This window comes from Nostoc sp., from assembly GCF_036916575.1.
In the GTDB taxonomy this organism is placed as follows: domain Bacteria; phylum Cyanobacteriota; class Cyanobacteriia; order Cyanobacteriales; family Nostocaceae; genus Nostoc.
On record NZ_JBALGC010000004.1, the window covers coordinates 363977 to 377103 of the forward strand.

Annotated in this window: 11 protein-coding genes; 3 read left to right on the top strand and 8 right to left on the bottom strand. The window is 43.3% G+C overall.

The genetic code is table 11. The features are described from left to right. The first annotated feature begins 10 nt into the window (after positions 1-10). Positions 11-1375 carry a DUF3370 domain-containing protein gene (locus V7L29_RS02785; protein ID WP_334691293.1) on the top strand — a complete coding sequence of 455 codons (1365 nt, stop codon included), beginning with the start codon at positions 11-13 and terminating at the stop codon, positions 1373-1375. 196 nt (positions 1376-1571) lie between these two features. Next, a complete protein-coding gene (locus tag V7L29_RS02790) occupies positions 1572-2435 on the top strand; it encodes a TauD/TfdA dioxygenase family protein (protein ID WP_334691292.1) in 864 nt (287 codons plus the stop codon). A 569-nt stretch (positions 2436-3004) separates the two neighbouring features. Here the strand turns inward: V7L29_RS02790 and V7L29_RS02795 are convergent. Next, positions 3005-4453, bottom strand: coding sequence for an FAD-binding oxidoreductase (locus V7L29_RS02795; RefSeq protein WP_334734446.1), 1449 nt, complete (start codon positions 4451-4453; stop codon positions 3005-3007). A gap of 93 nt (positions 4454-4546) precedes the next feature. Here V7L29_RS02795 and V7L29_RS02800 point away from each other — a divergent pair, with 93 nt between their 5' ends. After that, entirely contained in the window at positions 4547-5902 is a 1356-nt protein-coding gene (locus tag V7L29_RS02800) for a pentapeptide repeat-containing protein (protein WP_334734447.1), read from the top strand. Between the two features lie 20 nt (positions 5903-5922). Here the strand turns inward: V7L29_RS02800 and V7L29_RS02805 are convergent, their stop codons facing one another. From V7L29_RS02805 to V7L29_RS02835, 7 genes are all read right to left on the bottom strand, one after another. Next, positions 5923-6537, bottom strand: coding sequence for a Uma2 family endonuclease (locus tag V7L29_RS02805; protein WP_334734448.1), 615 nt, complete (start codon positions 6535-6537; stop codon positions 5923-5925). Between the two features lie 694 nt (positions 6538-7231). Beyond that, positions 7232-7918, bottom strand: a complete 687-nt coding sequence (locus V7L29_RS02810) for a calcium-binding protein (protein ID WP_334694057.1) — start codon at positions 7916-7918, stop codon at positions 7232-7234. Positions 7919-8472: 554 nt separating this feature from the next. After that, a complete protein-coding gene (locus tag V7L29_RS02815; protein WP_334734449.1) occupies positions 8473-9087 on the bottom strand; it encodes a Uma2 family endonuclease in 615 nt (204 codons plus the stop codon). A gap of 273 nt (positions 9088-9360) precedes the next feature. Further along, the gene (locus tag V7L29_RS02820; protein WP_334694055.1) at positions 9361-9990 is read right to left on the bottom strand and encodes a restriction endonuclease subunit R; all 630 of its coding nucleotides are present in this window, start codon (positions 9988-9990) and stop codon (positions 9361-9363) included. A 146-nt stretch (positions 9991-10136) separates the two neighbouring features. Further along, positions 10137-10685, bottom strand: a complete 549-nt coding sequence (locus V7L29_RS02825) for a GNAT family N-acetyltransferase (protein WP_334734450.1) — start codon at positions 10683-10685, stop codon at positions 10137-10139. Next, positions 10682-11467 carry a type I methionyl aminopeptidase gene (gene map / locus V7L29_RS02830; RefSeq protein ID WP_334694053.1) on the bottom strand — a complete coding sequence of 262 codons (786 nt, stop codon included), beginning with the start codon at positions 11465-11467 and terminating at the stop codon, positions 10682-10684. The genes V7L29_RS02825 and map overlap by 4 nt, the downstream gene beginning before the upstream one ends. Before the next feature lie 10 nt (positions 11468-11477). After that, positions 11478-12488 (bottom strand): Gfo/Idh/MocA family protein, encoded by a 1011-nt coding sequence (locus V7L29_RS02835; protein ID WP_334734451.1) that lies wholly within the window; start codon positions 12486-12488, stop codon positions 11478-11480. Between the last annotated feature and the right edge of the window lie 639 nt (positions 12489-13127).

A 13127-nucleotide genomic window follows, 5' to 3' on the forward strand; every position in this document is an offset into this window, starting at 1 on the left:
TGTTGAATAAATGCTTAATCTTATTTCCTATTTGTTTTTGGCTCAAGCATCGCCTTCTCCTGCACCGCAGGAAATCTTCGTTCCCCAACAAACAAGACCTTTAACAGGACATCTTGACGAAGTACCAGTATTTAACAGTAATAACCCAGAAGTAGTTAAGAGTGAAGGAATTCTGCTGTCTACATTTCCTCCTCAAGGCAAAAGAGTGCCCAGCGCCCACCTGAACTTTCCATTTCAGGGACGATTTGATTTATTTTCTCACCACATTGCTAGAGCGATTGAGACTCCAAATGATTTGCGGACTCTTTATTTGGGGGTAATTGTTTACAATCCAAGCGATCGCCCTGCAACTGTCAATATATTGCAAGCAGCTAGTTATGTTAGTCAACCTGATGCACCTTTTATCAAACTTCCCGCCATGCAATCAAATAATTCGGGAAACATTTATGCTGGGCCAGGCGATCGCGTGATGAATGATGTCCTACGAGTCAGACGGCAGTCAGGATGGCCAGCCCAGTTGGTAATTCCACCAAAACAAAGCCGGATGTTAATGAATCATCCAATTCCAGTGCGGACTTTAACGCCACCATTGAATGGACGTTCTACTTTGTTACGTTTGTATAGTGATAGTCCAGTTTATCTGGCGAACCTGGCCATGTTTGCTAAACCTAATCCCGATGGTAGTGAACGAGCGCCCACTTTAGAAGAATGGGAGAACTTGTTAGAAAATGGTGATTTTGCAGGACCCCGTGAACCTGCCCCCAGTCCTCCAAATCACCTTGCAGGGGCAACAGAAATTTACGGACGGGTAGCAGGGGTAGCTGTTGGCTCTCGTTGGCAAGCACTAGTTACTGACTCTAATAGTTCATACCTGACAATTCCTGAATCAGGACAAGCTTTTTCCTACGGTTTAAGTACCCTTTTGGCAGGCAAAATGGGTACTGGACAAAACCAAACTGCTAAACTAGTAGCGCGTTATCCTGGTACTGCTTACGAAGCTCACGGCAACTATGGCATTGAATACAACATCTCTCTACCATTAATTAACAATACGGATAAGCCGCAAACTATAAATGTGCTTTTCCAAACACCTATTAAAGAAGATGAGTTAAGTAAACCAGGGCTTCGCTTTTCTTCACCACCCCTATCATCCGTCTTATTCCGAGGCACAGTTCGTATTCGCTACAATGACGATAATGGCTTACCCAGAACCCAATACTGGCATTTAGTTCAACAAGAGGGACAGATGGGAGAACCGCTTGCTCAATTAAAAATATCTCCTGGCCAGCGGCGAATGGTAGAAGTGGATTTTCTCTACCCACCTGATGCTGCCCCCCCTCAAATGCTGACAATTCAAACGGTAGACCAAACTTAATATTTAAGGTCAAACAGACTAAATTTATTGACAATAGTGTCAATAAGATGATTTTTGAGACTCAGCCGAGTTGCGTTAGCGTACCCCTCCGGGGAAGCAAGCTACGCGTTGGCGAAGCCTCTCGAAGAGACTGACTTTTCCCGTTAAGTCTCGAAAAGCTTGCTCACAAAGGATTGTATAACGGTATTTACTTAAGATGAATAAATTGTTGACCGTACAGCAGCATTCAAGACTGGGCAAGGAAGTTCTACGAGATTGTAATCTTGCATCCATAACAGACCAACAAGTTGAGGAATTAAAGCAATCTCTCTGGGAACACGGGGTTATTGTTGTCAGAAAGCAAAAACTGACGGCATCCCAGTTGAAAGACTTTGCCATCCAGACGTTTGGTGACTCAACCCTCGGTCGTCGCCCCAAGCCTCTAGATCCCGAAATTGCTCCAGACTTACAAAGTCCTGGAGTCTCGATTTTAGGTAATCCCAAGGGGCTTTCTGGTGAGGTGGTCGGCAAAGTTGCTTGGCAATGGCATCACGATAAAGACCATCTCCCTAAAACACAGGGACTGGATATGAATGCCCTCTATGTCGTGATGCTTTATGGGGTGTCCATCCCGGACGAAGGAACGGATGGACAGCCCCACACCACTGAATTTATCGACATGGTGGAAGCCTACCACAATCTCGCTCCCCAACATCAACAGCAATTAGGATTATTGTCGATGTATCACCTGTCACCTATCTCCCCACAGCCAGGGGTAGAGATTCCTCGGAAATTACATCCAATTGTCTCAACTCACAAACTAACTGGGCGCTATTGTTTATATTTGGGTTCAGACACTTCGATTCTCAAAGGGCTAGAAAACAAACCAGAAGCTGCTAAACAGTATTGGCAGGAATTGTTTCGGGAGATTCTTTCCTGTACGCCAGTTTATGCCCATATTTGGCAAGCTGGAGATATTGTGTTTTGGGATAACTCCCAAGTTATGCATACAGGTATGCCCTACAATGCAAACAAATATAAGCGGATTGCTCTCCGTGTTGCTGTTATCGCGAATAGCTGAAGTTGGAGACAATTGCGGGATTTGGCGGGGTCAACAAAAGAATGCTTGACAATAGGTTAAAAAAACCTTACAGGAAACCTTAAAGGACTTTTAAGGACTCATTGTTTTTGCCAACTTTTTCCAAGAAACGCCTGACTGTACACCCAATCTCTATGTTTAGCCAAAACTGCGATCGCCTTTCCCAAATTCCCCAAAGCGATCGCTCTGATTAAACTTTATAAGCGGCTCATCCCAACCCAGAACCTGACTTTTCCCGTTAAGTCATGAAACAACGAAGTAGCAAGAGTTTCAGACTAGGCTTTCTTCTCAAGAACTTAAGATTAATGACAAGAAATCACGAGAGGATGGGGCTTTGGGCTAGGGGTATAGTAAGCGTAGGCGTAGCCCGTCGTAGACATCGCTCAATCAAGGAGATAACGGGAAAAGTCAGCTCGAAGAGAAGCGTCTCGTAGAGAAGCTCGCCGCAGGCATCGCACAATCCAGAATATCGGTTTAATACCTGAAAGCATTGCTATATCTGGGTTATGGAAAATACCAAGAGCTTTTAACTTACCTGCAAAATCTGGGCTTTAACTACCGTATTTCAGGTAAAAATAATTCTGGAAAATCCCGTCTGGGTCATACTTGCGCTTGAGGGCGAAAAATTTAGTAGCTTGTGGATAAGCTCTATGAAATTGTTCCGGTGTGGCATGAAGACGATAGGGGAGATAGTATTTACCACCGACTGCTAGGGTTGCCTCAATCAGTTTTTGGGTCATTACCTGCATTTTTGCCTCCCCCTCTGGAGTGCGTTGCTGATGAAACAGCATCACCAATCCAAAAACTTCCCGATTGGCATATCTGAGAAAACTGTCGTTATCCTGGTGAACATTTCGCACCGTGACATTGAGCAAATCCCCTTCGTTCTGGAGAATAATGGTGCGACACTTCGCTAAAAATGCTTTCAGAGATTTAGGGGGAATAAAGTACTCATGCAAAATGTCAGTCTCTGCCTGGTGACGATTCTCAAATAAGACGGAGGAACGGTTGAGAATCTGGTTTCTCAAAACCCAGTTTCCGGCTTCTCCTCCAACAATTTTTTCTAGTTGCCAGCGCAAACTTTTGCCATAGTCACTGCCGATGCTACCACGAAAAACCGTCCGAGGTAATCCAGACTCTGCTTGTTTTTCTAAAGAGACAATAGGATGAGTTGTTTCTGGAACTCGGTGGTAGGTGGTAAGAATAGCTTCTTGTAAAAAGCTTTCCGGTGCGACAGAAAGTCTACCGTATGCCATACCAATAGTGGCTGCATCATCTACCTGTTGCCGATAGGTATCAATATAGTTATCGCTCTTAATTACGAACCGTTCAGCTCTATACGTCTCATTGGGTACTACTCTCAAGTCCACGTCAAGAATGATCCCGAATAATCCGTAACCGCCTAAAACTAGAGAAAATAACTCTGAATTTTCCTTTCTGGAACACTCTACAACTTTACCACTTGCCAGCATTAACCAGAAACGTTCGACTGTGCTAGCAAAGGGGGGACTATTATGTTGCCAGCCATGAGCATTGGCACTCATCGTGCCACCCACAGAAAAATCGTTGTTGGACTGCATCACGGCGACAGAATAGCCACGTTCATTTAGGTAAGGAATAATCTCAGACCATTTAGTTCCTGATTGCACCGTCAGGATTTTAGTTGCCAAGTTGAATTGCATCCGGTTGAAGTGGAGCATATCTAGGGAGATGCCGTTAGCATACAGAGTGTGACCACCCATAGTGTGGCGTGAACCCGCGATCGCTACCTTTTTACCTTGACGCAAGGCATCTCTAAGTACAGACTGTAGTATTACCTCAGTAACTCCAGGCTGACTCTTAACCTGCTTAATTGTCACCTGTGTCTGGTTCAAGTGACTGGCATCATCAACTGTGCCAGGAGGCAGAGGTTGACGGTCATCGCGATCGCTCCAGGCTGTTAAAGTCAGGTGAGTAATAGGTCTGGCGATGACCGTCAGGGCAATAGTCGTAGTTGCCAAAAGGACAAGCAGAATAATCTTCAGCCTGCTTTTTAAGAATTTACTGCGGTAGGAACGCTGCATAACCTGGATTGAGGGGGCAAAATAGAAAACATGACGATTGAATCCAATTCCTCTAATCTACCAACCCCAGAACCAGCACCTGAAAACGATTTGCAACCGGATGACTTTGACGGGAGTGCAACTGAGAAAAACTTAAGCTCAGACGTACTAGCAACACAACAAGCTCTAGCGGCGATCGCATCTTTGAAATCTCCGCAATATACAACTGCTCTACAACAAGCCCATTCCAATCATCTCAACCAACCTACTACCAAGCAATTCCTAGTTAAGCCGAGAGCATTGCTAATTATTTTAATCGCGATCGCCATCACCTTCATTGGAGTTATCCTTAATAACTGGATTATCGGCATTATCGGAACGCTGATAACTTTGCTCTTATCCCTAGCGATATTATTGCCTTGGTTCCAAAAAGTTTTAAACGACTGGTTTTCACCCCAAGAACGCACGCTGTTTGTGGCATTTTTGGGATTACTAGTAGCTATTGTCGGCTTGATTCGGTTTACAGGTGTGGGCGATCGCTTGCTTGTTTTAGGACACCAGATTGACTGGGACATTGCTGGAACTCTAGCAGATTGGTTTGGTGCTTTGGGGCAAATTTTGATCGCCGTCATCGCCGTTTACGTGGCGTGGCGACAATATGTCATTTCCAAAGACTTGACAATTCAGCAAAACTTGCTGACAGTTCAGCAAAACATTATTACCCAGCAACAGACAATTGATTCCTATTTTCAAGGCGTTTCAGACTTAGTATTAGATCAAGAAGGATTATTAGAAGATTGGCCTCAAGAGAGAGCGATCGCCGAAGGACGCACTGCGGCAATTTTAAGTAGTGTAGATGGCAGTGGTAAAGCAAAAATTCTCCGCTTTCTTTCACGTTCCAAGTTACTCTCACCCTTACAACGCGATCGGCTATTAGGTCGAGCCATTCTCGACGGGAGTGGCGGATATGCAGAAGACCGCCTAGAAGGTGTGCGTGTCATCGATTTAGGCGTAACCCTAGCAGGAGCAGACCTTTCTGGTACTGATTTACGTTGGACTGATCTGAGCGAAGCTAATCTTGTCCGCGTTAATCTGGCTGGTTGTGACTTAGTAAAAGCCAACCTCTCCCGCACAATTTTATATAGTGCTAATCTCACTGGTGCCGACATCAACGGGATTCGCCTATTCTACGGTACAGTGGATAAAGCATCACCCCGCAGTCGCACTGAACCACCAAATTATCAAACCGGCGAACAAACTGGCGCTGTGGTGGAAAATGCCGATTTCACGAATGTGCAGAGGATGTCTGAGTCTGCACGTAACTACTGTTGCGCTTGGGGTGGTGAAAAAACTAGAGGTACTATTCCCGGTGGTTGTGAAGGTATTCTTAATAAGTTGGGAAGATAATTATAAGACTAGATAAAAAATTAGTTAGCCACATTAAAAATCTGCTGTGCAGTTAAATTTAATTGGGGAAAGGTAGGTGATGAAATCGCGGTGTTACCTTGAAACGCTGTCATTTGATATTCACCATCAACTAATTCGCATACAAAAATAGTGGGTTGTTTGGGATTACCGATGAACTTTCTTGCACCCAATGCAGCATAATCAGCAATCCAATATTCGAGAATGCCCATTTCTTCATAATCCCTAAGTTTATTGTAGTAATCATCTCGCCAGTTGGTTGAAACAACTTCAATAACTATTGGAACCGATGCTGCTTGGCTCACTGTTGACTGTTTTTGAAAAAGTGGTTCATTGTCGAGATTATCAAGATTTAGCAGCAACACATCGGGCGAATAAGCGGATTCGGCAGAAGGAGTTTGGATCAATGCAGTTTTGGGTATAGTGTAGGGAAGATTCAGGCGATCAAACTCGACAGTTAGCTTACGGGCTATAAATCCTATAACTTTTTCATGCGAACCGGTCGGAGGCGGCATTTCAATAATTACTCCTTTGTGCAATTCATAGCGTTTTCCATCGTTGGGATACCATTCGATAAATTCATTGAAGGTTAGTAATTTGGGCAACGCTTGGGTCATAATCTTACCTCCATATATGTTTTACTTTATCATGCAATAAATGTTGATTAGGATTACAAATATATTAAATGGCTTTATGTAAATTCTTGGGGGTTGCCTAAATTCAATCAACGACTACCCAAATTCAATCAACGACTGCCCAAATTCAATAAACGGCTGCCCGAATTCAATCAACGACTGCCCAAATTCAATAAACGACTGCCCGAATTCAATCAACGACTGCCCGAATTCAATAAATGACTGCCCGAATTCAATCAACGACTGCCCGAATTCAATCAACGACTGCCCGAATTCAATAAACGACCGCCCGAATTCAATATAGTAACTTAGTACACGTCACCCTAAAAACTGACTTTTCCCGTTATCTCCTTGATTGAGCGATGTCTACGACGGGCTACGCCTACGCTTACTATACCCCTAGCTCAAAGCCCTATTCTCTCGTTAATTACTGTCACTAATATTAAGTTATTGAGAATAAAGTCTAGTCTGAAACTCTTGCTACTTCGTTGTTTCATGACTTAACGGGAAAAGTCAGACCCTAAAAAAGGATCGAAATTTAATTTTTTGTAGGTTGGGTTGAGGAACGAAACCCAACAAGCGCGGAAACGTTGGGTTTCGCTCCGCTTAACCCAACCTACAGTTAGTATTTTTAACGCTGCCTGTAGAGACAGGGGACTTAAACCCCCAAAGTTCGTTAAACGATAATATCGCTTGCCACTAGTAGTGGTGATCCTTCAAGCTTAATCTCGAAATTAGCCGCTAGATTACTATCAGTGTTACCTTGGAGAATACCTCCAGAATAACGGATCTGCCCGGGTGCGGTGAATGCGCCACTTCCTATGTAAGTGAAGGCTTGGTCGCCCGCTATATTGGTATTAGCGTCTATGTTAGATATATCGATTATGTCACCGGGTAAGTTACCGTTTCCAACAAAGTCTTTGATAATATCTCGTGACAAACCAGGTTGACTATCTGAAACTGAAAAAAACAGGAAAACATCGTTGCCAGCACCCCCAATGAGCTGATCAGTGCCAACATCCCCAACGAGTTTATCAGGGCCAGCACCCCCATCGAGAGTATCGTTGCCACCAAAGCCATAGAGGGCATCGTCGCCGTTCCCCCCAGCGAGATAATCGTTACCACCAACGCCGCCAGAGAAATCATCGCCTATGAGAACATCTTTATAAGCACCGCCAACGATGAAATCGTTGCCAGCACCCCCAAACACTTCATAGGAAGTAAAAATATCTTGCCCACTGATAATGTCGTCACCGCCAAATCCGTTGATGGTAACTAGACTAAAGTAACCATCGCCAGGATAGCGATTGTAGTCAATTAAAGTGTCAGGGCCATTCGTACCGTTAATAGTATAAAATGCCATTGATAAGTTTCTCCTTAACTTAGAGGGTAAAAAATTACCTCATCACTTCCCCATCAGAAAACGACGTTGCTAATTAAACCTATAAATTTGGTTTCCTCCAAAGGCGCAAAGGAAACAGTTTCAAACATGGAGTTTCACACTTTCATCCAGCAACGCCGAGAAAATAAGATGGAAAAATAAAGAGTGCGAAGAGATAACAGAACCACACCTGATTTGAACAGGTCTTTGCTATTAACTCTGAAGATTTGAAAAGCACTGGATTTATAGCGGTTCTTGCTTGGATGCAACACAGTTTGACCTCTCTCCAAACCTCTCTCCTTTAGGAGAGAGGCTTTGAATCTTACTCCCCTTCCCTTGTAGGGAAGGGGTTGGGGGTTAGGTCTGTATTGCACTTAAGTGAGAAACGCTATATCGATAATTGTTGACATCAAAACAGTGCCAGGAGTCATGTTATATCGTTTTTGCACTTTTCCAACATAGCCCCCACTAAATAATTATTAAGCAGTTTAAATACTTCTCCCCAAAAAGCGCCACGTGTTCCCCTATCTCTAACTCTAGCGAGCTGCAACAAATATCTGTTCTGCGGTCAAATTCAGGTCTGGAAATGTTTGGGAGATGAGGCGTTCTGTTGCCCTAAACTGTTGTCCTTGATAAGTTCCATCGACTAACTGATAAATTGTGATTACAGGTTGTTTGGATAAGCCAATGTAGCGTTTACCTCCTAACCCTAAATAATCTGCAATCCAATACTCCTCAATGCCTAAAGCTTCGTAGTCTTCCACTTTCCTAGCATAGTCATTCTGCCAATTAGTACTGACAACCTCCACGACCAATTTAATAGACTTGCCTAATGTAATCACTGGCTCAGTTTTCCATAATGGCTCATTCGCCAAAGCTGTCTGATCAAGAATCACAACATCAGGTCTAAAAGCTGAATTTTGACCTAATGGTTTAATCAGGCATTTCATGGGAATAAACCAAGGCAAGTTTAGCAGATCAATTGCTACATTGAGCTTACGATTAATTAACCCAGCTACCTGTTCATGAAGTCCAGTGGGTTCCAAGTCGATTAGTTCTCCGTCGATTAACTCGTAGCGTACATCATCCAGATAGCCAGCAACGAATGCCTCAGAGCTAAGATTAGCTGTATTAATAGTGACTGAGACCATAGAGATTTGTCCTTCTAGGTTCAGCTGACTTTTCACGTTATGTGGAAAAGTCCACCAAAAACCTAACCCCCTAACCCCCTTCCCGACGCGGGAAGGGGGAAAATTCAAAGTCTCTCTCCTTTTAGGAGAGAGATTTAGAGAGCGAAAAGTTTGAGCGTCGGCTTCCGGCGATCAAAGCTTTTCAAGAGAGAGGTTTTCCAGATGCCGTGAAAAGTCAGCTAGGTTCAGAACTAGAGCAGCAATACTGCTCTTAATTATTTTAACTAGCTTTGATCAGGCAAAACTTAATTGACTAATACGCTTCAAAATCCGCAGTACATTATATAACTCATTACCACGATTACGGACATCAAAAATATCCGAAGTGGCATAGCGTGGAGGATGATCTTTGAGCAGTTTAATGAACATAAAACTGCCACCAGAAGTAATCATCCCAAATACTACATCTTGTGACTGGGGAGCAGCCAGCATATATGCCAAAATTTGGTCAAGTCCTGCTTCTACAGAATAAGCAACCTGTTTTGATTCAATGACTGTTACCCAAAATTTTTGATTTAGAAGTAAGAAGTCAATTCGTCCTTTGATGATAGTTTGGTTGTCTTGTGTTTCAATCTCGATAGATTTCTCTAATTTGAGGTGAAAAGGAGGTAAATAAAACTTGCCAATGAATAGCAGTGGCGATAAAACAATTGTATTAACTGTATTTTCTAATAAAGGCGGATAATTTCGTAAATTTATGTAACCTGCCTTTATTTGATCCAATAGCTGCTTTTCTAAACTTGTCAATTCTGGTAGGTCATCTTGCCACTCTTGAAAGAATTCTTCCGAATCAACTAACTCTAATCCATAGAGCAATATTAGTTGCTCAAGTGTGACGTTTTCCGCAGCAAGAGTTTGAGTCATAGGTTAATCAAGTAGTAAAAAATCTACTTCATATTTAGGACAGATTTTCATCAAGCTATTAGTCTTACTTCCTATTTAGCAAGACCAGGTTTTTTAAGCATAATCTATTCGACAAAAGTCTAAGTTAAATGCCTATTAGATAGCCCCTATAAAGGGCGTTGCCAAGGTGAACTAAACTGGTGATAACCAACATCCTGGAATGCTCTAATCATGGGTGTGTTCCAAATGTCTGTGTCACAAAATACACGCCAAACACCAATTTTTTGAAGAAGGTAGGTAGCTTGGCACAGGAGGTCGTAAATGTAACGCTTCCCTCGCTGTTTGGGTACAACACCAATATAGTAAATTGTGCCTTCTTCTAGATTATCTTTGCGACACCCACGATATAGTACTGGTTGGATAAATCCCACTAGTTCACCCATACTGTTATAGCCAAGTTGCCACCATTGTGGTTCATAATCGAAATCTTTGCCTGCTTGTACGATGAATTGTGAGGCTGCCTTATCTGCTCCCAATTCTTTAACTACCTTTTGATCGCTTCGGTTTAATGAGGAACTCATAGCACAGCTGACCGCAGCAGTGAAATCTTCCATACGGACATCGTTGAGCGAACGAAATATCAATCTTTGAGGAACTGGGATTGCTGGTTTTGGTTCCTCCCAAACGAAAGGAATTTTTTCATAGTATGTTGTCATACACCCCAGTAATTCTTGCCTTCTGGTAGGGTGAGGATTTCAACGCCATCTTCCGTTACAGCTAAGGTATGCTCACATTGAGCAGAAAGCTTGCGATCGCGCGTTACCGCAGTCCATTTATCACCCAGAACCTCGACTTCGTAAGTACCTTCGTTAATCATTGGCTCAATAGTAAAAACCATCCCTGGTCTGAGGCGCTTACCTTTGCCGCGTGTGCCATAGTGGGGAACATCCGGTGCAGTGTGGAAAATGTTACTGATGCCATGTCCAACAAAATCTCGCACTACAGAAAAGCCTTGTGCTTCAGCATACTCTTGAATGGCTGCACCAATGTCGCCAATGCGTGCCCCAGGTTTAACTTCAGCAATACCCAGGCGCAAACACTCCTCTGTCACCTCTACCAGCTTTCTCGTTTTTGGAGAAGGAGTACCGACAAAGAATGTCTTGGATGTATCGCCATGATAACCCTCAACAATCGGCGTCACATCAATATTAATAATGTCACCATCCTTGAGAATTTGCTTGGCATTGGGAATACCGTGACAAATTACCTCATTTACACTGGTGCAAATTGATTTAGGATAGCCTTTATAACCAAGGGGTGCGCTTTTTGCTCCATGCGCTTGTGTCCAACGTTCGGCTTCATCATTTAGTTCAAGAGTGCTAACCCCTGGCTTCACGAACGGTTCAAGATGCTGAAGGAGTTTAGCTGCTAAACGCCCAGCTTGACGCATTTTGTCTAATTCTCGTTGGGATAAAATAACAATTAGTTCGGTTTTCATTAACTTTTATCTAGATATCTTTCATAAACATAGTTAACCCTGTCTGTGCAGCTCTTTGGGCAGCATCAGCAACCTTTAGGGTATACAAGCTCTCCTCTGGGGTAACATACAAAGGAGTGCCATCAAAAAGATGGTCTAACACCATACTCGTGTCTTTGGCGAACAAACCCCGGCGAGGGCCAACCTCTATAGGTGTTGTTTCCCCTGGCTGGATGAAAATTCCTGTGTCACCATCAAAAATTAAACCACCTTTTTCACCGTGAACTTCAAACTTGCGTTCTGATTGCCAAACACTTTCGCCTTTGCCATAGACAACTTGGGCTAAAAGTCCACTGTGAAAGCAGAGTTGACTAGTGCATAAACAGGTTTGGTAGTATTCTGGTTCTATTTCCCAATATCGCTGGTGACAGTTAATAGTAAATACTGTACCAAATAAATCGATGAGGCGATGTAGGCGAGACAGGGCACCAATTAAAGGAAAGCCGAACAACTCGTGGCTATAAGTCCATTTACGAGGTGCGGGATTTTGGGGATTGATGGTGCTATAGCGAACATAAAATACTTCACCAACTTTGGCTAAGTTTTGCTTCAAGGCTTGATGCAAACCACCCAAAAGTTCCAAGTGTTCCACGTGCAAGAGTTTTTTTTGTGCTTTGGCTAAAGCAATCAGTTCCTCTGCTTCGACTACATCCAACGAAAGGGGATACTCTATAATTACGTGTTTGCCGTTGGTAAGTGCTCCACGAGCGATCGCACCATGATCTCGATTAATAGTGGAAATCACCACTAGGTCTATATCTTCACGCTCTACTAGCTCGTGCCAAGAACTCAACGCTTTAATCTGGTACTCTCTGGCAAAAGTTTCTGTTTTTTCTGGGGTATGACCAACAACTGCGACTAAATGCGATCGCATTCGCTGATCATCAAGAAATGCCTCAGCCCGAAACTTTGCCGCATACCCAGTACCCACCAAACCTACACGCACTCTTGCTTTTTCCAAAGCTGCTTCTGGATTATACATGATCCTCACTAGTTCTGTTTTTGATCCTGCCACGCTTCTAGTGGTCAGATTCTCTGTTGATGGAGAATCCAATGATTTCACCAGTTTAGACTCTACAACATTTGTCCTACCCCCTTAAGGACGTATGAGACTTTATTTGAAGCTAGGCAAAAATACGTATGCAGTTTGATGTAGTCGTTTTCGTACCTCTACTCTTAAAGCCGAGGACGCGCAACATCAACCACAGCAGAAGTAGAATAGGCAAAAAAAACCAATTGGAAGGGGATTGAAATCAGGACTTACGCAATGAAAACCTGAAACCTAGATCCCTTTGAGCAAGCCTTAAAAGCTCCCTTTTTAAGGGTAAGACTGTTTCTTTCCCTAAAAGGCGCTAATTTACAGCCTCTAACCCCAAAAAATCAGGTGATTAAAAAATCTGATTCAACAATGATCATGGCGATCGCGAACGTGAGTGCGTCTGGTAGAGAACCGCTGCTGCATTCGCGTAGCGGACGCACTTAAATTTACGGAGTTGTCGCGGTAATTTTGGGATTACCGACTCCAAGCTGATTTTTCGCTGTTGATATTGACAATATTTCTACCTGAACGAATCAAACAGCCCTGCTTTTTAAGAGAAGTTAGGGATCTCTTCTGCGTAAG